The organism is Saccharopolyspora sp. ASAGF58, assembly GCF_012277335.1.
GTDB lineage: Bacteria > Actinomycetota > Actinomycetes > Mycobacteriales > Pseudonocardiaceae > Saccharopolyspora > Saccharopolyspora hattusasensis.
Genome location: NZ_CP040605.1, coordinates 2,464,369 through 2,486,499, shown reverse-complemented (window position 1 = coordinate 2,486,499; position 22,131 = coordinate 2,464,369). Strand labels below are relative to the sequence as shown.

Sequence of the window (22,131 nt, the reverse complement as noted above, 5' to 3'; positions counted from 1 at the left end):
GTTAACTCTTTAGGGTCTCCCGGATAAGGTCGGCCGTGTCTTGCCGGTCGAGCGCGAACGTCATCGCTTCCTCGAAGGAAGCGCTGTACTGGGCCACTCGTGCCTGGTCGTCGACGAGGTCCATCGCGACTGCTGTCTCTTGCCATGCCAACCGCGAGAGGCGAGAGCTCGGGAAGGTCAGCACGTGGAAGGTTGAACTTCCCATCGCGCCATGACTGCCCGCCGTGAACGGGATGATCCGAAGGTCCAGGTTGTCTGGGCATTCGTCGATGAGGTCGAGGAGATGGCGGAGCTGTTCCAGCAAGACTGCGGTTCCGCCCACTTGCTGCCGGAGCGAAGTTTCGCCCATGAGGATCGTCGCCCGCAGCGGATCGGTTCCCAACAGGCGTTGCTTTCGCTGCATTCGTACTGCTACGCGGCGTTCCACTTCGGACATTCGAAGGTTCGCGCCGTCGCCTCGGTGAATCGCACGCGCGTAGCTTTCGGTCTGGAGAAGCCCTGATACCAGGATGGTTTCGTAGGTTCGGACTTCCTCGGCGGCGTGTTCGTAACCGAAGAAGCGGAGCAGTTCTGCCGAGTAGATCCCGCTGTAGCGCGCCCACCAGCCACGACCCTCGCAGGCCTTACGCAGGGCAACGAGTTCGTCCAGCTCTTCGGGTGGTAGCTCGTAGACGGACGCGAGTTGCCGGAGCTTTTCCTCGGCGATGGTTCGCCGGCCGTGCTCGACATTGCTGATGTAGTTCTGCGTGATTCCAACGACTTTTGCGGCATCGGATCCCGTCAAGCCGTGGTCTTCCCGGGCCTCCTTCAGCCGTTGCCCGAGTTCCCAGGCGGCGAGTGTTGGGGAGGCTGGTGACATCGGAATCCCTTCGATCGGGGCAACAAGTGGGCTTCCGGCTACATCTAGCACATAGAACAGCACACTACTGAGTGATAGATCAAGAAGTATTTCTCCGGTAACTTCTGATCTAGACGGCGGCGGGCTGGCTCTCCTCCCCTCCCCCGACACGGCCGGTCCGCCGCCGTCTTTCCCTTTCCCCTTACTCCTGGAGGTGTTCTGGTGCTTTTTCCTGGGTTGGAGCCTCAGCGGCCCGTTTGTTATTGGCGGCCTTTCGAAGGGGCTCGGCATGGGTTGGAGCCCGACGAGCTGCCCTTTCCCGGGCTGGAGCGCGTCACTCTTTGCGGCGTCTCGATGAACATCGGTCGGCCGACCGTTGTTGATTGGTTGGCTCCCACCTGCGAAACCTGCTGGGCCGAAGCCAAAGCTCGCCGCGACGCCCAGAACTGACTAGTCCACACAGGACGATTCACGGAGGTTGGACATGGACGTGCTGCTCGGATTCATGAACTCCCCGATGAGCGCATCAACAGCGATCGGGGCGCTCGCTGCTGCCGCTGCGTTCGTCGCGGTTTTCCCGCTGCGTGGCGGAAACGGTCAGCATGCGGGGGCCGGGCCAGGCGTGGTCAGCGTCTGGCAGATACGCGACACCGTGCAATGCGCGCCCAGTCGACAATCCGAAGCTGTCAGCCGGGACGTTTTCGACACAATGGCCGAGGAAGCGTGCCAGGCCTACCTGGCGGAACGCTGCCGTCGCAAGCTCGGCGCCGAACCCCCGCCGTACGTCGGCAAACACCGGCTCGCCATCGAGGACCTGGTCGACGAATTCCACCCCAAGGTCACCATCACCCTGGGCCCCACCGCTTTCCACCAGCCCTGAAGCGCTCGCCTCAGGCGAGGCCGAGCTCGTGGGTCAGCTCGTCGAGCATCGAGTCGAACAGGCGGTCCGCGTACTTCAGGTCGAACGGGAAGCGGCCGAAGACCTCCAGCGCCACGTAGCCGTACAGGCGCACCCACCAGCGCAGCAGGAGGTACACCGCGTCCGGGCGCAGCGCCCCCGGCGGGACCTCGATGCCCTCGGTGGACAAGGCCGCCGCCAGCGCTTCCTGCTGCTCCGACAGGTCCGGCGGCTCGAACGGCGGCCCGGGTTCGGAGTTGATCTGCACCGCGCCTTCGACCAGGAAAGGCCCGACGATGCCCAGGAAGACCCCGGCGAACTGGTCCTGCTGCCGCTTCCCCTCCTCGCCCTGCGGGGTGGCGAAGACCAGCGCGAACTCCTCCGGGTGCGCCAGCGCCCAGCGCCGGAACCCGCGGCACACCGGGAAGATCTTCTCCAGGAACTCGCCGCCCGCCGGTTCCAGCGCCGCGTGCAGCTCGGTCGCCAGATCGGCGCAGATGTCGTCGCAGAGCCGGCGGAGCAGGGCTTCGCGGGACTCGTAGTACCGGTACAACGCGGGCGCGGTGATGCCCAGCTCCCGGGCGATCGCCCGCAGCGTCACCGCGTCGCGCCCATGCCCGACGAGCAGTGCCCGCGCATGCTGGCGGATCTCCAGTTCGGTGGCCGCGCGAAGCCGCTCGCGCCGAGTCACCTCGGTCATGTGCCACTCCAGTGCTTCCGTGGACGGCCCTGCCTCCCCGATCGGCCGCCCGTGATTGTGGCCCATCCGGCCGCCTGATCGGGCAAGCGAGGGTCGAATCCGCCACGTCGGCGACAGTCAGTAAACGGCCCCAAACGGGATGTGTTCTTCGTCGGCGGTGGCCGTTCGCGGGCGCTGCGCGGGTTAGGTTCGAGGATGGCTCTACGACTCAGGAGGCAAGATGACCGCCGCTGCGCAGGAAGTCGTCGTCTACACCCGGCCCGGCTGCCCGTTCTGCACCTCGCTGCGCGCCGGATTGCGGCGCCAGGGCTTGGCCTTCAACGAGGTCGACATCTGGGAGGACCCCGACGCGGCGGCGGTGGTGCGCTCCATCGCCGACGGCAACGAGACGGTGCCGACCGTGGTCGTCGGCGGCTGGCAGGCAGTCAACCCGTCGGCGAGCAGCGTGCTCTCCGCGGTCGCCGAGCACGCGCCGCACCTGTTGCCGGAGCGGCAGCCCGGTCCGGTGGACGGGGCGCTGAAGGCATTGGGGCTGCGCAAGTCCCGCGACTGAGCGCGGCTCGAGTTTCGCCGAGGGCCGACCGCACGGGGGGCGTTGCGGCCGGCCCTCAGCATGTTGTGATCGCCGGTGGCGCGATACCGGCGAGCAACAACTCGTTCAGTCTGCCGCTCGACTACGCCGAAAAGATCCATATGTCACCCGAAATTAGCCCGAACGGTGGATCCCTCGAACGGGATTCTCAGCTTTGTCGCGCGATGTGGGCCGGCGAAGTGAAAGGCCCGTTCGCCCTGGCATCGGGGTGAACGGGCCGTTCGCGCGCTCGGCGGCGGTGTCTTGGTGGCATGGACGCGGAATCACTCCGAATGCGGGGCAGCCCCGGCCAAAGCGGCCGGGGACTGCGCTGGACGGGCCTGACTGGTGTCGACGGGCTCGCCCGGGATGGGCACGGGCCTCGCGGGCAGCTCGCTCGTCGGCGGTGGGAGTCTGACGGCGGCGGTCCCGGGTGTGGGGTCCCCGGTGGCGGAGCCGGCCGTGAACTGGTTGGCGAAGAGGTTCCCGATCGCGGTCAGCGGCTCGGCGAACCAGTCGAGGCGGGGGTTCGTTGCGGTGCTCTGAGTGCTCAATGCCATGCCCACAGCCTGCTGTTTCGGGGTTCCGGTCGGATCCGTACGGCTACTCAGGTGTTACTCATGAGTAGTCGGGGCACTACGACATTCGAGCGCGTAAGAACCACTGTGGCCACGGGGCGTGTTCACCTGGCCGCGACGTTCGGGCCGAACGGTGTACTCGTGCCTACGATCGCCCCAAAGGCCGAATTAGGAGGGTATGGTCTAGACCATGTCGCGCTTGACTGGTGTCGGAGTCAGCTCCGGCCGCGCCTCGGGGCCGGTCGCCCGGGTCGCCGATCCCCTGCCCGAACCGTCCGCCACTCCCGCGCCCGCCGAACCGGCCGTCGAGGCGGCCCGCATCCGACCGGCCGCCGAAGCCGTCGCCGAGCGGCTGTTCGAACGAGCCGGCCGGGTCGAGGGCGACGCCAAGGCCGTGCTGGAGACGACCGCCGCGATGGCGATGGACCCGGCGCTGAGCTCGCAGGCCGAACAACTCGTCACCGGCCGCTCGCTGCCCGCGCCGCGCGCGGTGTACGAGGCCGCCAATGGCTTCGCCGAGGCGCTGCGGGCCGCCGGCGGCTACCTGGCCGAACGCGCCCGCGACGTGCAGGACGTCCGGGACCGGATCATCGCCGAGCTCGTCGGCGCGACCCCGCCCGGCGTGCCCGGGCTCGACCGGCAGAGCGTCCTGCTGGCCCGCGACCTGGCCCCCGCCGACACCGCCGATCTCAACCCGAGCATGGTGCTCGCGCTGGTCACCGAGGAAGGCGGCCCGACCAGCCACACCGCGATCCTGGCGCGGGCGCTGGGCATTCCGGCGGTGGTGGCGGTCCGCGGCGTGCTCGCGGTGCCCGACGTGGTCGGCGCGGTCGTGGACGGCGACAGCGGCGAGGTGGAGACCTCCGACCAGGAGGTGCCCGTCCAGGCCGCGGAGCGGGCCGCGCCCAGCGAGTGGAACGGCGTCGGCGCCACCGCGGACGGCAAGCCGGTCAAGGTCGTGGCCAACGTCGGATCGGGCGCCGATGCGCGGGCCGCCATCGCGGCGGGGGCGCAGGGCGTCGGGCTGTTCCGCACCGAGTTCTGCTACCTCGCGGCCAGCGAAGAGCCGGCAGCCGAAACGCAGCGGGCCGCATACCACGAGGTCATCGCGCCGTTCGCGGGCAAGCCGGTCATCGTCCGGACGCTCGACGCCGGCGCGGACAAGCCGCTGGCGTTCCTCGACATGGGCGTGGAGCCGAACCCGGCGCTCGGCGTGCGCGGCCTGCGGGTGGCCTTCGACCGGCCGGACGTGCTGGACCGGCAGCTGGAGGCGATCGCAGCGGCCGCGGCCGACTCCGGCGCCGAGGTGTCCGTGATGGCCCCGATGGTCGCGACCGTCGACGAGGCCGCCTGGTTCGCAGCCCGGGTGCGGGCCGCGGGCCTGCCGCGGGCCGGGGTGATGATCGAGATCCCGGCCGCGGCGTTGAGCGCGGCCGAAATCCTCGGTGCCGTCGACTTCGTCAGCATCGGCACCAACGACCTCGCCCAGTACGTCTTCGCCGCGGACCGGATGATGGGCGCGCTCGCCGGGCTCAACGACCCCTGGCAGCCCGCGCTGCTGCGGCTGATCGCCCAGGTCGGCCGCGCCGGTCGGGAGCTCGGCAAGCCGGTCGGCGTGTGCGGCGAGGCGGCGTCCGACCCGCTGCTGGGCGGCGTCCTCGCGGGTCTCGGCGTGACCAGCCTTTCGATGGCCGCCGCGGCGGTCCCGGCGGTCGGCGCGACGCTCGCCAAGCACCCGCTCGCGGCGTTCGAGCAGGCCGCCCAAGCGGCGCTGGCGGCTTCGAACGCGGCCCGCGCCCGAGAAGCGGCCAAGTCCGCCCTCGCCTGATCCAACCCAGTCCAGGGGCATCCCTGCCCGAGTAACTGGGCGCGATGCGGATCCCCCTCACCCGACCCGTTCATGGGTTCGCGCACGAGAGCAGCGGTCCCTGCGGGGAAAGGCCAGGTTGGAGTGGCCTGGCTCGGCGATGCCATTCGCGACCGTTGATTCGCGCGGTCGGCAACGGTCAGGGCGGCTCGCGAGACGTGCCTTCCGCAGTAAGGAGATCCCGGCGCCGCTGATCGGCTGAGTTCGAGGAACAGCCGGTTTAGCGCCAGGGGTCGTAAACGTGCTTCGGCTGGGCCGTTTCCCGCTGGTGTTCACCAGTTTTCTAATGCGAGTGGTGGTGCGGCTGGTGCCCGTTTTCGTGCTCGTGGCAGATCCGGCCCTGGTCCGTGTCGTGGCAGTGGATGTCGTGCTTCTGCTGCGGGGCGATCTGGACTACCGCGGTCGGTGCCTGGCTCGTGGCCAGCGCCTCGGTCGGGGTGAGGGCGGAGGTCCCCAGCAGGAGCGGTAGCGCCAGCGCGACGCCGAGCGAGCTGCGTAGTACGGGATGCATCATGCGTCTCCTTCAGTTGATGTCGACGAGGTCCACGAAGCGCGTCGCGGAAAATCACCGAAGAAGTGATGGGAAGGTGCTTTTCAGAATAGGAACCGGGAGGGCGTGCGAGAACCCGTGAGGTCATGATTTTCGTCCCGAAAAGCGAAAATCGTATTCTATTGGCGCAAAATGCGTTGGAATGTCGCGACCAAAGGCCCTGGACGACAGCAATCGCCGCGCAAAGGGCACCTCTTCGGGTCAAAGATGTCCTTTGCGCGGCGAGGTCCACTCCTCGGCGTCAGGCGCGGGAGCGGGCGAGGACCGGGCGGACGAGGTCGCGCAGGTTGGGCGACGGCTCGATGCCCAGCTCTCGATCCAGCAGGCGCTCGTAGCGCTGGTAGTGGCGGACCGCCTGCGCCGGGTTGGCCTGCTGCAGCAGCACCTTGACCACCGCGCAGTGCGCCGTCTCCCGGAACGGCTCAACCTCGGTCGCGGCCTGCGCGATCTCCAGCGCCGCCGCCAGGTGCCGGGACTGCACCAGCCGCTCCGCGGCCACCTCCAGCGCATGCACCTGCAACTGCAGCAGGCGCTCGCGCTCGGTCAGCACCCAGTCGTCGTACCAGCCCGGCAGCAGCGGCGCGTGCCGCGCCAGGTCACGGCCGATCTCCGCGCAGTCCGCGGGCGACTCGGTCGAATCCTGGTGCGCCAGGTAGCGCCCGGCCGCGACCAGGCCGTCGACGTCCAGTGTCACAAGCGGCGCCAGCTGCAGCTCGTGCGAAGTGCTGATCACCGCGCCCTGCACCCGCTGGCGCACCCGCCACAACGTGGTCCGGAGATTCGCCAGGGCGCTCTGCTCGTCGCTCTCCGGCCACAGGATGCCGGCCAAGCGGTCACGCTGCGTGCGTCCGCGTAGCGCCAGGAAGGCGAGCAGGCGCTGCCCGCTGCTGGACATCGCCACATCCTCGCCGTCCGCGTGCAAGTCCCAGCCGCCGAGCAGCGACAGCCGGAACGCTTGGTCGGGCTGCGCCGGAGTGCGCACCCGCGGGCGTGTCATCGGACGCACTGTTCCACCGGTCATAGTTCCCCCCTCGACAGGCCTGAAACGGGTGCTTCCTGAGGGAGCGACGCGGCTCGTGTCGGCTCCAGAAGCTCCCGAGCACCGGCTTGGACGCCGGAACCAGGGCCCACATTCGTGCCTATCGGGGCCACTCCAGTCAGCTGTTACGGGACTACGGACGGTGACTTTCGAACTCCGGGCAAGTTTGTGGGGCTCCCACACCCCCCGGTGGGAGCCCCATGAAGGAGCAACTCAGGCGCGCACAGTGCGGTGACGCCCGCCTTTGCTCCGTTGCTCGCGGCGGCGCGATATGGCCCGGGATACCCGCCGGTAGGTGCGCACGGCGAACGCGCCCGCGCCGAGCCACGGCAGCAGCAGGATGAGCATCGAGATCACCGCCAGCAGCGGGCCCCAGAGCTGCCCCTGCCCGATACCGGTCACCAGCATGGTCCAGTAGTCCTGACCCCTGGTGAACGCCCTGGACAGGTAGACCGGGAGCCGCCAAAGCAGCATCCCGAGCGCGAACAACAGGGTGGGCACCACGATCAGCACCCAAGCGGTGACCATGATCCGAACCCGCGGTCGCAGCCCGGTGTGCGCGTTGGTCTGGCCGCCGCCGCGCCCGACGAGGCGCAGCAGGAACGGGCGGATCTGCGAGAACAGGTTCGGCACCCCGACAAGGTCGCCAAGGATGTAGTAGCCGTCCATGCGCAGCAGGGGCAGCAGCTGCTGCAGGATCTGGATGTGGCTCAGCGCGATGAAGACAAGCAGCGGCGCGAACTGGGTCCAGCCGTAGAGCCCGTACATCACCAGGATGAACACCGCGTTGAAGTAGATGCCGCCCAGATCGGTGCGCAGCCGCCCCCGCCGGTCGAGGCGGTAGGCGTCGGTAACGTTGGTGTAGAAGCAGGGAATGATCAGCATGATGCCGACGCCGATCGCGCCCGGCTTGGCCCCGCCGTAGTGACATCCGGCGGCATGCCCGAGCTCGTGGAACAACGTGCTGGACACCATCAGCCCGAGCAGCAGGAGCACCTGCGCCGGTTCGCCCACGGACTGCTGGAACGCCAGGTCGACGTAACCGGAGCCGATCAGCCACCCGTCGAATGCGAGCAACGCGCACAGCACGAGCACCACGACTACGGGCGTGTACAGCGGAGCGAGAACCGCGGCCGCCGCCCGCACCGCCCGTGGCGGTGCGAGCATGCCGTGCATCGCCAACGACAGCAGCGGATCCGCCTTCGGCGGCTCGGCGATCGGCTGGGACAGGGTGGCGATGCCCAGCGGATGCAATTTCTCGTTGATGAGGAATTCCGCATTGGCCGCGGACAGTTGCTTGCCGGTCGCTTGCGACGCTCGCGCCGCTACTTCGGCCAGCCCACGGGTGCCGTCGATCGCGGTCGCGATCTCGTACAGCAGCGGTGACACCAGCACCATCTGGCCATCGCCGCGGGAGATCAGGTAACGCGGTTCGTCGAAGCCGCCGCCCTCGTACTCCCCGCACAACGACACTCCGTCGGCCAGCCGCGCAACCGCCTGCTCGTCGGTCTCTTCCACGCGGTCGGTCTGGGTGACTTCTGACATGGCTTCCTCCTGCGAACCCGTTCACGTGCGGGTAGCTGCACTGGCCCAGAGCCGTGGTGGCAGCACGTGAACCTGGCCGGGAGCGAGTGCTTCGCCCCCGGCCAGGCGGGACTGTCAGACCTGGTTGATGATCTGGGCGGCCGTGGCCTGCGACCCGAAAAGCGCCACGGCGGTGTTGACCGCCACGACGGTGTTGATGTCAGGGAACAAGTTGCAGCCGCAGCCGCCCAGGGCTTCGCGCTGCGGAAGCAGTTCCGCGGACTGGTCATGAAGATCGAGTTTGTCCATCTTCCATCTCCTCTTGTTGGTGGCCGGCCGCCCACCACGCGCAGCAGCGGTGGGCGGCCGGACGTGTTAACGGCAGATCGTCAGCGCGAGACCTGCGTAATGACCTGGGCGGCCGTGGCCTGCGAGCCGAAGAGGGCTACCGCGGTGTTGTCGGCCACGATGGTGTTGACGTCGCCGCCCCACCAGCCGCCGAGCGCCTCGCGCTCGGGCAGCATCTCAGCGAACTCGTACGAAAACTCCATGATCATGCTCCTGTTCGCATTGACGGAATTTCGTCTGCGGCTTTGTGCCGCTGGTGACGAGTACGCCAGAGGCCCGTCACCCCACCGTCACAAGACCGTCACGCGCTGCCGCGCCGGTGGTCGCGAGGCCCTCCGGTCACGTTCCGTGCGTACGGTGTGAGCAGCGAATATCCCGGGCTCGACAAGAGTTTTCGTCAGTGGATCGGGTGAACTGCGAAATTCCCACACGGATGGCGGTCACCCAATGAAAAAAAGGCCCGGGAGCCGGGCTGGCTCGCGGGCCTCGAACAGCGGGTTCTCCTCAGAGCCTGTCGGCGAATGCCGTCCGCGCCTTTGGAAGCGGCGTAGCCGCTTGCATTCACCTTGCCAAGAAGACCATCGGCGGGTTCTGAGAGGTTTTCTGGCGAGGACGGTCCCTCCGCCGCGTATTGGACATACATCAGGAGGGGCACGCGCAGTCCAGGGAACCTCTCAGGTTCCGCTAAGCGACCACCCACCCAGACCATTCACCAACAGGCTCTTTAGGCTTCTTCGGGTTGGGCCTCTTCTTGGTCCAGGCCGTGCTCGATGGCGTAGCGGGCCAGCTCGACCCGGTTGTGGAGCTGCAGCTTGCGCAGCGTCGACTGGACATGGTTCTCCACCGTGCGGTGCGAGATCACCAGCTTCTTGGCGATCTGCCGGGCGGTCATCCCCTTGGCGACCAGCCGCAGCACCTCGGTCTCCCGGTCGGTGAGCTGCGGCACCTGCGACCCCGAATCCGGGGTGATCGCCATCCGCCGGTACTCCCCGAGCACCAGCCCGGCCAGCCCGGCGGTGAACACCGCGTCGCCGGCGGCGGTGCGCTGCACCGCGTCCACCAGCTCCGCGACCGACGCCGACTTGACCAGGTAGCCGGAGGCACCGGCCTTGACCGCCTCCAACACGTCGCTGTGCTCGCCGCTGGCGGACAGCACCAGGACCCGCGTGCCGGGGATCTCCTGGGTGATCTGCAGGGTGGCGCTGACGCCGGAGGTGTCGCCCAGGTTCAGGTCCATCAGCACCACGTCGGGCGTGACGGTCCGCGCGATGCGCAGCGCGGACGCGCCGTCGCTCGCGGTGGCCCGCACCTCGAAGCCGCGCTCCATCAGGTCACGCGCGACCCCGTCGCGCCACATCGGGTGGTCATCGACGACCATCACGGTGACGGGCGGCTCGCTCATCGTTTTCCTCCTCTGCGCCGCTTGCCCTGGGCCGCACCCGGATGGGGAACCCAGACCTCCCACTCGGTTCCCTCGCCGAGCGCGGTCTCGAGCGTGATCGTGCCACCCAGGCTCTCGACGCGGCCCCGGATCGACTTCGCCACGCCCAGCCGACCCTCGGCGGCGGCCTGCTCCAGCCGTCCTTCGGCGATGCCCGGGCCGTCGTCGCGGACGCTGAGCACGATCGCGTCCGGCAGCTCCTCCAGCAGCACCCACCCCTGGGCGTCCTCGCCGGCGTGCTTCTCGACGTTCGCCAGCGCCTCCCGCACCACCGCGAACAGGTCGGTGCTCAGCGGCTCCGGCAGCCGCACCGGATTGCCCGGGATCGACACGTGGATCCGGCCGGTGCGCAGCACCTGCAACTGCGCGGCGAGGTCGGTCTCACCGTCCTCCGTGGTCTCCTGCGGCGAGGTGGTGACCAGCGCGCGCAGCGCGATCTCCTGCTCTCCCGCGAGTTTCGCCAGCTCGGACGCCTCGCCGCCGAGCTCCGCGCCGCGCCGCCGCACTCGCGCGAGCACCTGCAGAACGCTGTCGTGGATGTCGCGCGCCAGCCGTTCCCGCTCCGCGGTCGCGGCCTCCGCGCGCAGCGCGCGCGCCAGCCGTTCGGTGGACTTGCGCGCGGTGTCCGAGGCCAGGCCGAGCACCAGGCCGCTGCCGATCAGCAGCAGGGTGTCCAGCGAGGTGTCCGCAGCGCTGTAACCGCGGATCAGGTAGTTGCAGGCAGTAGCGATGATCCCGCTGGCCAGACCGCCGAACATGCCCCACTGCGCGGCGGCGACCGTGACCATCGTCGAGTGCCACACCGTCGCCACCGACGGCTTGGCCGAAAGCATCTGCCCCTCGGTGAGGATGAATTCGCTGCTGAGGAACAGCACCGTCACCACGATGCAGTCGAGCAGGACCATGCGGTTGGTGCGCCCCGGCCGGGTCCGGTAGCGCCAGATGGTGAACACCGTCCACACGGCCATCAGGCTGATGACCACCAACGCCAACCACGGCCGCTGGTAGTCGCCGTACTGGTCGATGACCCAATAGCAGGCGTAGAGGAACGTGACGACGCGGAACACGTTGTGCCCGCGCCAGAGCGGCGAGCGACCGTCGGTCACCTGCGGTTGCGACGGCGATTGCGTACGGCCCACATTCGCTCCCTTCTCAGCGGACCATCCTGCCGTACGTCCTGGTGTGCGAAGGTCGCCGCACCGAGCACTCCGCGTGTTTGTGATCACGACCCCGCATCGACGTGAAATGCCCGAGTGGCGAGCTGCGGCTTGACGGTTCCCTGTGACAGGCTCATTGGTGGAGGTGATCGGCTTGGTGGGCGGATGGCTGCTGTGGCGCCTGCGGCCGGCGGCCATCGCCTACGTGCTCGCGGTGCAGGCCGTCGCCCTGGCGCTGGTGGTGCTGGTCTTCGTGACGAGCCGGTCGCCGTTGTCGAACGAGCTGCTGACCTTCGCGATGCTGGCGGCCACCGCCGGGACTGTCATCGTGATCACCTCGGTGTCGATCAACGTGCGGCGGCAGATCCGGCGCAACCCGTGGACGCTGCACATCGCCTACCTGGCCGCCGGAATCCTCACGCTGCCGCCGAACCTGCTGGTGCTCCTGCTGCTTGGGCCGACCCTGCACGGGGTGCTGGACGGCCGCCCGGAGCTGCACCGCTGGCTGTTCACCACGGCCGCGACCACGATCGCCACGCTGTCCGCGCGGTTCCTCATCGGCTGGTCGGAACCCCATTGGAGCCCGGTGCTGTTCGTGCTGGCCGGGGCCGTGCTGCTGCTCGTGCGGGCCTTCCTGGTCGCGGTCGGCATCCGGCTGCGCAACCCCGGGGCGGCGCGGGCGGACGTGCTGGGCGAACCGACCGACGTGCTGCTCGGCATCGTCGCCGCGAGCCTGGGCGGGCTGCTGGCGGTGGCGGTGAGCATCGAGCCGGGCAGCGCGCTGCTGGCCGGGCCGCCGCTGGTGCTGCTTGACCTCGCCAGCCAGCTGCCGCAGTGGCGGCGGTCGGCGCAGCGGGACGCCAAGACGGGCCTGGCCAACGCGGCGCACTGGGAGCGGTTGGCGCGCAACGAACTCCACCGAGCGCAGGCCCGCGCCCAACCCGTGTCGCTGCTGTTGCTGGACCTGGACCACTTCAAGCGGGTCAACGACGAGATCGGGCACCTGGCGGGCGACACCGTGCTGGCGGCCGTCGCGATGATGCTGCGCAGCAGCGTGCGGCGCGAAGACGCGGTCGGCCGCTTCGGCGGCGAGGAGTTCGTGGTGCTGCTGCCGGGCAAGGACACCGACGTCGCGTGCGACGTGGCGGACCGGATCAGGGCCTCGACTGCGGCGCTGTGCGTGCCGACCCGCGACACCCGGGGCGACCACCGGGAGCTCAACGACCTCACGGTCAGCATCGGCGTGGCCACCACGTCCCGCTTCGGCTACGACCTCACGGATCTCCTGGTGGCCGCCGACGCGGCCCTCCTGGCGGCCAAGTCAGCCGGCCGGAACGCGGTCACCCTCGCCTGATCAGCACCATTCGATCCGGTTGTGGGTGAAGGCGCGCCTTCGACCGGGATAGCTGGTCGAAGGCGGCGTCCGCCATTCGTCAGACCTCCGAGTTAGGTCGAGCCGGTCGGGGTTTTCTCGTCCGGGGTTTCCTCCGGTGGGGGTTCGGCCTCGGCGCGGTCGGCGGGTTCCGGCGGTTCGGCCGGTTCCTCCTCCTCGACCAGCGAGCGGATCGCCGAGTTCAGCACCGCGACCAACGGCACCGCGAGCAGCGCGCCGACGATCCCCGAGACCACCATCCCGATGCTGATCGCCAGTACCACGCCCAGCGCGTGGATCTGCACCGCCCGCCCCAGGATTAGCGGCTGCAGCACGTTGCCCTCGATCTGCTGCACCGCGAGCACGATGCCGACCACGATCAACGCGACGATCCAGCCCTTGGTCACCAGCGCCACCAGCACCGCGACCGCGCCGGAGGCCACCGCGCCGACGATCGGCACGAAGCCGCCGAGGAATACCAGCGCTGCCAGCGGAATCGCCAGCGGCACGCCGAGGATCATCAGCCCCGTCCCGATGCCGAGCGCGTCGACCACCGCGACGAGCGCGGTCGCCCGCACGAATCCGACCAGCGAGGCGAAGCCCCGGCAGCCGGCGACGTCGACCCGGTGCCGCACGCGCTTCGGCGCGAGCTTCGCCACGAACAGCCACACGCCGCGGCCGTCGTGCAGGAAGTAGATCAGCGTGAACAGCGCCAGCACCAGCCCGGTCAGGAAGTTGCCGAAGGTGCCCGCGGTGGACAGCGCGCCGCTGGTCAACGCCGCCTGGTTGGCCGCCAACCACTCCTGGGCCTGCGTCAGGTAGTGGCCGATCTGCACATCGTTGATGTGCAGCGGGCCCCGCGCCAGCGAGTCCTTGAGCTGGTTGAGGCTCGCGACGACCTGGCGCTGCAGGTCCGGGAAGCCCTCGATGAACGCGTTGATGACGAACGTGAGGACGCCGCCGACGACCGCGAGCCCGCCGATCAGCACCATCGCGGTGGCCACCGCGCGCGGCATGCCGTGCCTGGCCAGCCAGGACACGATCGGCGCCAGCAGCGCTGACAGCAGCAGCGCGATGGCGACCGGGATCACGACCACGTAGATCTGGCCGATGACCAGCCCCACCACGTACAAGGCGCCGACGACCATCAGCAGCCGCCAGCTCAGCGCCGCCGAGACCCGTAGCACGCGGGGGATCGACGCCGCGGCATCGTCTCGCGTGGTGATCTTGAAGTCGTTCACCCTGTCACCGTAGCGCCGACCGCGGAATCCATGGGCGGAATGACCACTGGGCGCAACAGGACCCGATCTCCAGTAACACGATGTAGCGAAGGTGTCGCTATGTGCTTACGGAAGTGGCGGGTGTTTTGAAAGAGTGCGCGGCGGCGAGGAGGAGCTCCAACGGGGAGTCGCCCGAAGCCGAGGAGGTTCTGGCACCGAGATGTCCCGCCGCGACCGCAGGACAGCAGCCGCCCGACCGTGGCGGCTGCTCACCCGTGCGCTGGTCGTGACGGGCGCGACGGTCGCCGGGACCTCCGCGGCTTGGCTCATCGGCTCCGGGATCCACGCGGACGCCGCGGACCTCCCGCCGGCCGCGCCCGCCGGCCAATCGGCGCCGCGACCGGTCGAGCCCCCGGAGTCGACAGTGGACAGTTCGGCCGCCGGTCGGTCCGGCCCGGCGGAGTTCTCGCTGGCCCGCCTGGACCCGGTCGCGCTGGTCCGGTCCGATCCGGCCGGGCGGCTGCTCGACGCGGCGCGGCCGGTGACCGGCGTGCTGCAGGAGTCCGCGGCAGGGGTCGGGCACGTAGCCGACGACGCCCTGTCGACCACCGGAACCCAGGCCGCCGCCCTGTCCACGTCCGTCGACAATGGACTGAACGGCCTCGGGGGCCCGCTGCTGTCCGGGGAAACCGGCCAGCAGCCGGCCTATTCGCCGCCCGCGCCGCCCGCGCCGCCCGCGTCGGCACCGGCCGCCGCACCCGTCGTCCCGCTGCCGACGCAGCCGGACGAGCACCGGCACTCGGTCGAACAACCCGAGTCGGTCGTCCAACGGCAGGCGCCGGAACCCGGCGAGACCCCCGGACACGACTGGTCAAGGCCGTTCGCCCTGCCCGTGCCCTCCGGCGCGCCCAGCTTCGGCGGAACCGGCGACGGGCCGCAGCACAACAACGCGCCGGTCGGCTGCTACCCGGCACAACCGGATCGCACCCCCGCTCTCGCCGGGGCACCGGCCCGCGCCCGCGCCGGCACGCTGATCAGCGTGCCCGAACCGCAGCCGGGCACCACCCCCGACTAGATCCCCCGCGCGGCGCGCCGACGACCGATCTCGGTGCCGGCGAAAGGAAATCCGCCGCGCCCAACCCAGATCGCAGTTCCCGAAGGCCCACCGTCACTCGATGATCAAGTTCCGAGGACGGTGTGGCGCCCACAGTTCATTTTCCTCCCCCGACCGGGGAAGCCTCATGAAGGAGAAAGTCCATGCAGACTTGGGCGAAGCGCGGCGTGCAGGCCGCATTGGTCACCGGTGGAATGCTGGCCGTCGGCACGGGAGTCGCGTCCGCCGCCGGGTCCTGCCCGGAGCGTCCGGCCCCGCCGCTGGGGGAGTCGGCGCTGCCCCCCGTACTCGACGAGCTCGGAGACGATGAGGTGCCCGCCGGTCGGTGCTTCGCGGGCGAGCTGTTCGCCGAGAACTCCGGCACGCGGTACAACGCCCCGCTGGTGGAATCGCGGGCCAGCCACTCGGTCACCGCGCTGACGGGCACCCTGGACCCGGTGCGCGACCTGCTGCCGGCCGTCGAGAACGAGCTGACCCAGGAGATGCCGGCGCTGCGCGACCTGCACTGGCACGCCCCGTCGCGGAACATTCCGCTGCACCTGGCGGGCTGGGTCGCCGACCCGGCCGACGCCCGCCCGCTGGACACCGTGCCGGGCCTGTCGCCGTTCGGCGGGGACCGCCCGGTCACCCCCGCTGAGGGCTTCCACCGCTCGCTGAGCTGGGCCGGTCCCATCGGTGTGGTGATCCAAGGAGGTGCCAACACCCTCGACGAGGGTGCATTTCGAACGGGTGCGCTCCTGGATGTCCCTGCAGACCTCGTGATCCCGCACGATGACCTGGTCTACTTCGACGGCTTCACCCCACCGGCGGGCAGCATCGTCGAGCTCTGGGGAGACGTGCTCGCGCACGGCCCGGGCGGCCTGGTGACGCCGGAGCAGGTGGACCTCACCTCCGCGGAACTGCCCGGGCTGCGCAGTGACCTGCACACCGTGCCGGGCGAGATCTTGGCCGGCGCGCTGACCGCGGTCGCCGCCGAGCCGACGCCGCGCGCGGACCTGATGCCGCTGGAGGTGCCGGGCGAGCACCAGTTGAGGGCCAACGAGGTTCCGGACCTCGTCGGCCTCCCCCTGCTCAGCGTGTCCAAGACGCCGGGCACCGTGGAGCGCAGCGAGTCCACCGCCGTGACGGCGCCGCTGCCGGTGGTGGGTGACCTCAACGCGTTCGGCGGCGGCCAGACCTCGGTGCCGCAGGTCAGCCGGATCACCTCCGCGCTGGACGGCACCGCGCCGCGCTCCGGTGGCGTGGCGCTGCCGGTGCTCGGCGGCGGTGTCCCGGACTTCACGGCCGTGCAGGGCGCGACGCTGCCGACGCCGGGCCTGAACCCGCGGGGCGCGCTGCGCACCCTGGAGAACGCGGACACGGTGGTCTTCAACCGCATCTGACCCGAAAGCCGAAAACCGGGGCGAGCACCATGCTCGCCCCGGTTTTTTAACGAAGAACCCGTGAGCGTTTTTGGGTGCCAGAACACCGAAAAACACTCACGGCTGCCTTTATGGAACCGGGGCGGTGACCGGCGCGTCGGAGGCCGGATCGTCGTTGACCGGCTTGACGGGCTTGACGGGCTTGACGGGCTTGACGGGCTTGACGGGCTTGATCGGCGTTCGGCGGGAGCGCCACCAGCGCACCGCGTTGTAGAGCAGGAACGCCAGTCCGAAGTAGACGTAGGAGTTGCCGATCAGCTGCTCGAAGAAGTTCCAGCGCAGCTCCAAACCGTGGCCCTGGGGCATCTTCCAGTGCGGGCCCATCATGAAGAACCCGGCCGTCAACGTGGTCGCCAGCAGCAGCGCCCAGTCGCGCTTGGCCTGCGCCGCGCCGATCAGCAGCACCAGCCCCGGGATCGCCCAAACCCAGTGGTGCGACCAGGAGATCGGCGACACCAGCAGCCCGAGGATGCCGTTGATCGTCACCGCCATCGGCAGGTCCCGCTGCCGGATCGCGTGCACCATCCCCAGCACCGCGAGCACCAGCACGATCGCCGCGAGCAGGACGAAGACGATGGTCAGGCTCGGCGCCGACATCTTGCTCAGCAGCGACCGCAGCGACTGGTTGCCCGCGTACGTCGACGCGTCGCCGGTGAACTTCGGGCCGAAGGACACGTTGCTGCTGGCCAGCATCTCGTGCAGCCAGAACCGGCGGGCGTTGTCGAAGGTCAGGGCGAACCCCAGCAGCACGGTGCCCAGGAAGGTCAGCAGCGAGGCCACGATCGTGCGGACGTCCCGGCGCAGCAGCGGCAGCAGCAGGAACACCAGCGGCGTGAGCTTGATGCCGGCGGCCAGGCCGATCAGCAGGCCGCGCGGGTACGGCAGCTTCTTCGCGCCGTCCGTCCGCCACAGGAGGTCCACCGCGACCAGCGCCATCAGCACGACGTTGATCTGGGCGTAGGTGATCGTCTCCAGCACCGGTTCGCTGATCGTGGCCAGCGGCAGCACCGCGGCCGTCACCAGCAGCACCTTCTCCCGGTGCGCGCGCAGGAAGGTCGAGGCGCTGAGCACGACGTACAGCGTGACGATGAGCGCGGCGTGGCTGACCAGCATGATCACCGCGGTCGAGGCGGCCTTCGGGATCAGCGCCAGCGGCGCGAACACGATCGCCGCGAACGGCGGGTAGATGAACGGCAGCAGCAGCCCGGACTCGGTGGCCGGGAGGTTGTTGTAAAGATCGCGTCCGCCGAGCAGCGCTTTCGCGCCGAGCCGGTAGACCTCACCGTCGATGTGGTCGTGCGTGTTGACGGTGGAGACCACCATCACCGCGATCAGCTCCGCGACTGCGATCACGATCAGCAGTGATCGCTGGTCACGCAACCGCTCCTGCAACGGCAGTCGACCCGCGGTCCCGTGCACGGGCATGCACCATCCTTTCGCCTGCGGCACCTCGGCCAGCGTAGATATTCGATCGGGTGAAGTGAGCGCCGCGGGGCGATTTTGAGTCCCGGCAAACGGGCGATGTTTCACCTGCCCGATTCATCAAGCCCCGGCCCGAGGTGACCTGAGAGGGAACGCACCGCAAACAGCTGACTCACCGTTATGTGCGGAGCGTGAATACCACCGATACGGGTAGTCGCCGAGACCTTGAATTTCGCCCTGCCCGAAGGGGAGGCTCAAACGGACTGCTCCGTTCGGTGGAGAGGAGGGGGCCGAATGAGTGTCCTCGAAGTGGCCGTACCAGGTCAGCTGGCGCCAGTCTGGGACGAACTCATCAGCGGGCTCACGGTCGGCGTGCTGCTGACCGACGAACGCGGCCAGGTGCTGGCCACCAACGACGTTGCCGCCGAACTGATGCAGCTGGCCAAGTCCGATCTGCTCACCGGCACCCGGCCCGCCGGCTGGCAGGTGCGCGACGATACCGGTGCACCGATGCCGGACTGGGCAGAGCTGGCCGGGCAGGTGCTGCGGGCCGGCTCGCCGCTGTCCATCCCGATGGTGATCGCCCGCAGCGGCCAACCGCTGAGCCGCATCTGGGCGGATTACCACGCGGTGCGGGTGCAGGGCCGCAGCCGGGTGTTGATGCTGCTGCAGTCGGTGCACACCGACGTCTCGCACAGCCGCGGCCTGCTCGACCCGCTGACCGGGCTGCCGGGCCGCGTGCTCCTGCTGGACCGGCTGGAGCAGTCGCTGGTCCGCGCCCGCAGTCGCGGCACGCTGTCCACGCTGGTGCTGATCGACGTGCAGGGCCTGGCGGCCTTCAACGCCGAGCACGGCTTCGACCGCGGCGACGAACTGCTGACCACGCTGGCCAGCCGGCTCCGGGAAGGGCTCAGCGACGAGCACACCGTCGCCCGCTACGGCGGCGACGAGTTCGCGGTGGTCGCGGAGCACCCGAACGGCACCGGCGAGGAGATCGCCGAGCAGGCGCGGGAGGTTGCGGGCTGGCCGGTGCGCATCGGCCGTAAGCGCGTTCGCCCCGGGTTGCGGGTGTCGTGGGTGACCACCGACGGCCAAGCCTCGGTGCACTCGGTCCTGACCCGGGCCGAGCAGCAGCTCCAACATTGAGAGCCTGTTGGTGAATGGTTGCGCGGGTGGGCAAACGGCTTCGCCGCTTGCGACAATTCCGGCGAACACCTCGTCACGTGTCGCGGTGCGCGCAACGTGCGAGTTTCCTTAGAGCCTGTTGGTGGTCTGGGTGGGTGGTCGCTTAGCGGAACCTGAGAGGTTCCCTGGACTGCGGGTGCCCCTCCTGATGTATGTCCGTCCAATACGCGGCGGAGGGGCCGTCCTCGCCAGAAAACCTCTCAGAACCCGCCGATGGTCGTCTTGGCAAGGTGAATGCAAGCGGCTACGCCGCTTCCAAAGGCGCGGACGGCATTCGCCGACAGGCTCTAACTGCCGCTCGTGCCGTTCGGGGTTGCCGGCCTTGCGACAACCCCGAACAGCCGATCAGCGCTCCAGTTTGCCCGCGATGAAGTCTTCGACCGCTTGGTAGGCGGCGGAGTCGGAGTACTGCTCCGGCGGCGACTTCATGAAGTACGACGACGCCGACAGGATCGGCCCGCCGATGCCCCGGTCCTTGGCGATCTTGGCCGCCCGGATGGCGTCGATGATGATCCCCGCCGAGTTCGGCGAGTCCCACACCTCCAGCTTGTACTCCAGGTTCAGCGGCACGTCGCCGAACGCGCGGCCCTCCAGCCGGATGTAGGCCCACTTCCGGTCGTCCAGCCACGGCACGTAGTCCGACGGCCCGATGTGCACGTTGCGCTTGCCGAGGTCGCGGTCCACCTGCGAGGTCACCGACTGCGTCTTGGAGGTCTTCTTCGACTCCAGCCGCTCCAGTTCCTTCATGTTCAGGAAGTCCATGTTGCCGCCGACGTTCAGCTGCATCGTGCGGTCCAGGTGCACGCCGCGGTCCTCGAACAGCTTGGCCAGCACCCGGTGCGTGATGGTCGCCCCGACCTGCGACTTGATGTCGTCGCCGACGATCGGCACGCCCGCGTCGGTGAACTTCTGCGCCCACTCCGGGTCGGAGGCGATGAACACCGGCAGCGCGTTGACGAAGGCCACCCCGGCATCCAGCGCGCTCTGCGCGTAGAACTTGTCCGCCTCCTCGGAACCCACCGGCAGGTAGGCCACCAGGACGTCGACCTCGGCGTCCTTGAGTGCCTGCACGACGTCCACCGGCTGGTCGTCGGATTCCTCGATGGTCTCGCGGTAGAAGCGGCCGAGGCCGTCGAAGGTGTGGCCGCGCTGCACGGTGACGCCCAGCGGGGGCACGTCCGCGATCTTGATGGTGTTGTTCTCGCTGGCGACGATCGCCTCGGAGAGGTCGCGGCCGACCTTCTTCGCGTCCACGTCGAAGGCTGCGACGAACTTCACGTCGCGCACGTGGTAATCACCGAAGTTGACGTGCATCAGGCCGGGCACCCGGGTGCCCGGGTCCGCGTCGGCGTAGTAGTGGACGCCCTGCACCAGCGACGCCGCGCAGTTCCCGACGCCGACGATCGCCACCCGCACCGCTCGACGATCTCCGCCCATGGCAGGGCCCTCCTTCTTACTCATCTGTCGTGTCCTTGCAGTTCTTGCCCGCCGACGCTGGGTCGGCCCGGCGCCGCAGCAGACTGCTCGGCGCGTTCGTGTTCGATGATTTCGTCGAGCCAGCGGACCTCGTGCTCGCTGTGGTCCAGCCGGAGTCGGTGCAGTTCGCGGGTGTAGCGGTCGAACCGTTCCTCGGAGCGCGCCAGCGCGCTGCGCAGGCCGTCCCGGTGCTCTTCGACGCGGCGCCGACGTCCTTCCAGGATCCGCAGCCGGACCTCGGCGGGGGTGCGGGAGAAGAACACCACGTGCACGCCGAATGCATTGTCGTCGCAGGCCTGCGGCCCACAGTCGCCGACCAGCTCGGCGAACCGCTGCTGCCCGGCGGCTGTGATCCGGTACACGCGGCGCGCTCGCCGACCCCACGCGCGCGAACCGGGCGAGTCGGGTTCCTCCTCGATCAACCCGGCGCGCAGCAGCCTCCGCAACGTCGGGTACAACGTTCCGCAGGACAGCGCGCGGAAGGCACCGACCGTGTCATGCAACCGCTTCCGCAGCTCGTAGCCGTGCATCGGGGCCTCGTGCAGTAGCCCCAGCACGGCGAGTTCGAGCATCCGCACCTCCTCCGCCCGGCGAATTCACCGCCGGATGCCAGTGGCGGTGCTGCGGTGAGGCAGACCACCCTATCGATTATATCGCGCCGATATATCGGAGTGCACGATCACGAGGGGCCTGAGGTGGCGGTCGTCACCGCTGGTAGTGATCGGTCGCGTCGCCTGCCCTGATCGGCGCATGGGGCAGACCTGGTCGCCACGTACCCTGTGGTCGTGCGGACCCAACGGCAAGTGGTCGACTACGCGTTGCAGCGCCGAGCGCTGCTCGCGCAAGTCCACGCTGGCCGGGTCGGGGTGATGGAGGTCTGCGACGCCGATCCGTACCTGCTTCGGGCGGCGAAATTTCATGGCGAGCCGAGCGGGGTGACCTGCCCGGTGTGCCGGAAGGAACCGTTGACCCAGGTGTCCTGGGTCTTCGGCGATGCCCTCAAGCACGCGTCCGGAACGGCGCGGGCTCCCGAGGAGCTCGACCGGATGGCGGCCATGTTCGAGGAGTTCAACGTCTACGTCGTAGAGGTATGCCGCACATGTAACTGGAACCACCTCGTGCTGTCGTACGTGACCGGAACCGGTGGGTTGAACGACAACCGGTCCCGGCGCAAGACTGCAGCGGAGTGACAACGGTCGTGCCCCGAACACGGCCGCGCGCCCGGTGCGGCGCATCCCCGACGTGAACGCATCACACGGCGTCCGACGACGCCTGTCCTGGAGGCCCACTCGTGAACGACGAGCGTGACGACCCCACCCGAGGGCGCCACTCAAGGCATCCGCATCCCGACGGTCGAGGCACGCCACCCCCGCCGCGCCCCGGGCCGCCGCGCCCGGGTGACCAGGCACG

At 69.2% G+C, this 22,131-nt stretch carries 23 protein-coding genes; 9 read left to right on the top strand and 14 right to left on the bottom strand.

Going from position 1 to position 22,131, the window contains the following annotated elements; translation table 11 throughout:
* Position 1: 1 nt before the first annotated feature.
* Positions 2 to 922: a helix-turn-helix transcriptional regulator gene (locus FDZ84_RS11750; protein ID WP_246868952.1), complete on the bottom strand. Its 921-nt coding sequence runs from the start codon at positions 920 to 922 to the stop codon at positions 2 to 4.
* A gap of 138 nt (positions 923 to 1,060) precedes the next feature.
* Here FDZ84_RS11750 and FDZ84_RS40615 point away from each other — a divergent pair, with 138 nt between their 5' ends.
* Complete coding sequence (locus tag FDZ84_RS40615; RefSeq protein ID WP_371812837.1) at positions 1,061 to 1,288, top strand: zinc finger protein; 228 nt, start codon at positions 1,061 to 1,063, stop codon at positions 1,286 to 1,288.
* A 34-nt stretch (positions 1,289 to 1,322) separates the two neighbouring features.
* A complete protein-coding gene (locus FDZ84_RS11740; protein ID WP_168585914.1) occupies positions 1,323 to 1,718 on the top strand; it encodes a hypothetical protein in 396 nt (131 codons plus the stop codon).
* 10 nt (positions 1,719 to 1,728) lie between these two features.
* Here the strand turns inward: FDZ84_RS11740 and FDZ84_RS11735 are convergent, their stop codons facing one another.
* On the bottom strand, positions 1,729 to 2,436 hold the full coding sequence (locus FDZ84_RS11735) for a TetR/AcrR family transcriptional regulator (protein WP_168585913.1): 708 nt from the start codon (positions 2,434 to 2,436) through the stop codon (positions 1,729 to 1,731).
* Positions 2,437 to 2,656: 220 nt separating this feature from the next.
* Here FDZ84_RS11735 and FDZ84_RS11730 point away from each other — a divergent pair, with 220 nt between their 5' ends.
* Positions 2,657 to 2,989, top strand: coding sequence for a glutaredoxin domain-containing protein (locus tag FDZ84_RS11730; RefSeq protein ID WP_168585912.1), 333 nt, complete (start codon positions 2,657 to 2,659; stop codon positions 2,987 to 2,989).
* Positions 2,990 to 3,291: 302 nt separating this feature from the next.
* Here the strand turns inward: FDZ84_RS11730 and FDZ84_RS11725 are convergent, their stop codons facing one another.
* A complete protein-coding gene (locus FDZ84_RS11725) occupies positions 3,292 to 3,567 on the bottom strand; it encodes a hypothetical protein (RefSeq protein ID WP_168585911.1) in 276 nt (91 codons plus the stop codon).
* 208 nt (positions 3,568 to 3,775) lie between these two features.
* On the opposite strand from FDZ84_RS11725, the gene ptsP reads away from it, so the two are divergent.
* Positions 3,776 to 5,413 (top strand): phosphoenolpyruvate--protein phosphotransferase, encoded by a 1,638-nt coding sequence (ptsP, locus tag FDZ84_RS11720; RefSeq protein ID WP_168585910.1) that lies wholly within the window; start codon positions 3,776 to 3,778, stop codon positions 5,411 to 5,413.
* Positions 5,414 to 5,735: 322 nt separating this feature from the next.
* On the opposite strand, the gene FDZ84_RS11715 is transcribed toward ptsP, so the two are convergent.
* From FDZ84_RS11715 to macS, 7 genes are all read right to left on the bottom strand, one after another.
* A complete protein-coding gene (locus FDZ84_RS11715; protein WP_168585909.1) occupies positions 5,736 to 5,966 on the bottom strand; it encodes a hypothetical protein in 231 nt (76 codons plus the stop codon).
* Between the two features lie 277 nt (positions 5,967 to 6,243).
* A complete protein-coding gene (locus FDZ84_RS11710; RefSeq protein WP_168585908.1) occupies positions 6,244 to 6,999 on the bottom strand; it encodes a BTAD domain-containing putative transcriptional regulator in 756 nt (251 codons plus the stop codon).
* A gap of 255 nt (positions 7,000 to 7,254) precedes the next feature.
* On the bottom strand, positions 7,255 to 8,586 hold the full coding sequence (locus tag FDZ84_RS11705; protein WP_168585907.1) for a hypothetical protein: 1,332 nt from the start codon (positions 8,584 to 8,586) through the stop codon (positions 7,255 to 7,257).
* A 114-nt stretch (positions 8,587 to 8,700) separates the two neighbouring features.
* Positions 8,701 to 8,874: a hypothetical protein gene (locus FDZ84_RS11700; protein ID WP_168585906.1), complete on the bottom strand. Its 174-nt coding sequence runs from the start codon at positions 8,872 to 8,874 to the stop codon at positions 8,701 to 8,703.
* 80 nt (positions 8,875 to 8,954) lie between these two features.
* Complete coding sequence (locus tag FDZ84_RS11695) at positions 8,955 to 9,116, bottom strand: hypothetical protein (protein WP_168584091.1); 162 nt, start codon at positions 9,114 to 9,116, stop codon at positions 8,955 to 8,957.
* A 521-nt stretch (positions 9,117 to 9,637) separates the two neighbouring features.
* On the bottom strand, positions 9,638 to 10,315 hold the full coding sequence (locus tag FDZ84_RS11690) for a response regulator transcription factor (RefSeq protein WP_168585905.1): 678 nt from the start codon (positions 10,313 to 10,315) through the stop codon (positions 9,638 to 9,640).
* A complete protein-coding gene (gene macS, locus FDZ84_RS11685; RefSeq protein ID WP_168585904.1) occupies positions 10,312 to 11,493 on the bottom strand; it encodes a MacS family sensor histidine kinase in 1,182 nt (393 codons plus the stop codon). Before macS ends, FDZ84_RS11690 begins: the two co-directional genes overlap by 4 nt.
* 142 nt (positions 11,494 to 11,635) lie before the next feature.
* Here macS and FDZ84_RS11680 point away from each other — a divergent pair, with 142 nt between their 5' ends.
* Complete coding sequence (locus FDZ84_RS11680; RefSeq protein WP_246868951.1) at positions 11,636 to 12,865, top strand: GGDEF domain-containing protein; 1,230 nt, start codon at positions 11,636 to 11,638, stop codon at positions 12,863 to 12,865.
* Positions 12,866 to 12,957: 92 nt separating this feature from the next.
* Here the strand turns inward: FDZ84_RS11680 and FDZ84_RS11675 are convergent, their stop codons facing one another.
* Positions 12,958 to 14,124: an AI-2E family transporter gene (locus tag FDZ84_RS11675; RefSeq protein ID WP_168585903.1), complete on the bottom strand. Its 1,167-nt coding sequence runs from the start codon at positions 14,122 to 14,124 to the stop codon at positions 12,958 to 12,960.
* Between the two features lie 199 nt (positions 14,125 to 14,323).
* On the opposite strand from FDZ84_RS11675, the gene FDZ84_RS11670 reads away from it, so the two are divergent.
* Positions 14,324 to 15,178 (top strand): hypothetical protein, encoded by an 855-nt coding sequence (locus FDZ84_RS11670; RefSeq protein WP_168585902.1) that lies wholly within the window; start codon positions 14,324 to 14,326, stop codon positions 15,176 to 15,178.
* A 182-nt stretch (positions 15,179 to 15,360) separates the two neighbouring features.
* On the top strand, positions 15,361 to 16,599 hold the full coding sequence (locus tag FDZ84_RS11665; protein ID WP_168584090.1) for a hypothetical protein: 1,239 nt from the start codon (positions 15,361 to 15,363) through the stop codon (positions 16,597 to 16,599).
* A gap of 108 nt (positions 16,600 to 16,707) precedes the next feature.
* On the opposite strand, the gene FDZ84_RS11660 is transcribed toward FDZ84_RS11665, so the two are convergent.
* The gene (locus FDZ84_RS11660; RefSeq protein ID WP_168585901.1) at positions 16,708 to 18,063 is read right to left on the bottom strand and encodes a glycosyltransferase 87 family protein; all 1,356 of its coding nucleotides are present in this window, start codon (positions 18,061 to 18,063) and stop codon (positions 16,708 to 16,710) included.
* A gap of 291 nt (positions 18,064 to 18,354) precedes the next feature.
* On the opposite strand from FDZ84_RS11660, the gene FDZ84_RS11655 reads away from it, so the two are divergent.
* Entirely contained in the window at positions 18,355 to 19,206 is an 852-nt protein-coding gene (locus tag FDZ84_RS11655; RefSeq protein WP_168585900.1) for a GGDEF domain-containing protein, read from the top strand.
* A gap of 384 nt (positions 19,207 to 19,590) precedes the next feature.
* On the opposite strand, the gene FDZ84_RS11650 is transcribed toward FDZ84_RS11655, so the two are convergent.
* Positions 19,591 to 20,682 carry an inositol-3-phosphate synthase gene (locus tag FDZ84_RS11650; protein ID WP_168589988.1) on the bottom strand — a complete coding sequence of 364 codons (1,092 nt, stop codon included), beginning with the start codon at positions 20,680 to 20,682 and terminating at the stop codon, positions 19,591 to 19,593.
* A gap of 20 nt (positions 20,683 to 20,702) precedes the next feature.
* Positions 20,703 to 21,293 carry a PadR family transcriptional regulator gene (locus FDZ84_RS11645; RefSeq protein ID WP_168585899.1) on the bottom strand — a complete coding sequence of 197 codons (591 nt, stop codon included), beginning with the start codon at positions 21,291 to 21,293 and terminating at the stop codon, positions 20,703 to 20,705.
* A gap of 213 nt (positions 21,294 to 21,506) precedes the next feature.
* On the opposite strand from FDZ84_RS11645, the gene FDZ84_RS11640 reads away from it, so the two are divergent.
* A complete protein-coding gene (locus FDZ84_RS11640; protein ID WP_190819912.1) occupies positions 21,507 to 21,911 on the top strand; it encodes a DUF5318 domain-containing protein in 405 nt (134 codons plus the stop codon).
* The last annotated feature ends 220 nt before the right edge of the window (positions 21,912 to 22,131 follow it).

Excerpts from the sequence above, each read along its gene's own strand:
- FDZ84_RS11740 (WP_168585914.1), top strand. The coding sequence starts at position 1,323 with ATGGACGTGCTGCTCGGATTCATGAACTCCCCGATGAGCGCATCAACA.
- FDZ84_RS11735 (WP_168585913.1), bottom strand. The coding sequence starts at position 2,436 with ATGACCGAGGTGACTCGGCGCGAGCGGCTTCGCGCGGCCACCGAACTG.
- FDZ84_RS11730 (WP_168585912.1), top strand. The coding sequence starts at position 2,657 with ATGACCGCCGCTGCGCAGGAAGTCGTCGTCTACACCCGGCCCGGCTGC.
- FDZ84_RS11725 (WP_168585911.1), bottom strand. The coding sequence starts at position 3,567 with ATGGCATTGAGCACTCAGAGCACCGCAACGAACCCCCGCCTCGACTGG.
- ptsP (WP_168585910.1), top strand. The coding sequence starts at position 3,776 with ATGTCGCGCTTGACTGGTGTCGGAGTCAGCTCCGGCCGCGCCTCGGGG.
- FDZ84_RS11715 (WP_168585909.1), bottom strand. The coding sequence starts at position 5,966 with ATGATGCATCCCGTACTACGCAGCTCGCTCGGCGTCGCGCTGGCGCTA.
- FDZ84_RS11710 (WP_168585908.1), bottom strand. The coding sequence starts at position 6,999 with ATGACACGCCCGCGGGTGCGCACTCCGGCGCAGCCCGACCAAGCGTTC.
- FDZ84_RS11705 (WP_168585907.1), bottom strand. The coding sequence starts at position 8,586 with ATGTCAGAAGTCACCCAGACCGACCGCGTGGAAGAGACCGACGAGCAG.
- FDZ84_RS11700 (WP_168585906.1), bottom strand. The coding sequence starts at position 8,874 with ATGGACAAACTCGATCTTCATGACCAGTCCGCGGAACTGCTTCCGCAG.
- FDZ84_RS11695 (WP_168584091.1), bottom strand. The coding sequence starts at position 9,116 with ATGGAGTTTTCGTACGAGTTCGCTGAGATGCTGCCCGAGCGCGAGGCG.
- FDZ84_RS11690 (WP_168585905.1), bottom strand. The coding sequence starts at position 10,315 with ATGAGCGAGCCGCCCGTCACCGTGATGGTCGTCGATGACCACCCGATG.
- FDZ84_RS11670 (WP_168585902.1), top strand. The coding sequence starts at position 14,324 with ATGTCCCGCCGCGACCGCAGGACAGCAGCCGCCCGACCGTGGCGGCTG.
- FDZ84_RS11665 (WP_168584090.1), top strand. The coding sequence starts at position 15,361 with ATGCAGACTTGGGCGAAGCGCGGCGTGCAGGCCGCATTGGTCACCGGT.
- FDZ84_RS11660 (WP_168585901.1), bottom strand. The coding sequence starts at position 18,063 with ATGCCCGTGCACGGGACCGCGGGTCGACTGCCGTTGCAGGAGCGGTTG.
- FDZ84_RS11655 (WP_168585900.1), top strand. The coding sequence starts at position 18,355 with ATGAGTGTCCTCGAAGTGGCCGTACCAGGTCAGCTGGCGCCAGTCTGG.
- FDZ84_RS11650 (WP_168589988.1), bottom strand. The coding sequence starts at position 20,682 with ATGGGCGGAGATCGTCGAGCGGTGCGGGTGGCGATCGTCGGCGTCGGG.
- FDZ84_RS11645 (WP_168585899.1), bottom strand. The coding sequence starts at position 21,293 with ATGCTCGAACTCGCCGTGCTGGGGCTACTGCACGAGGCCCCGATGCAC.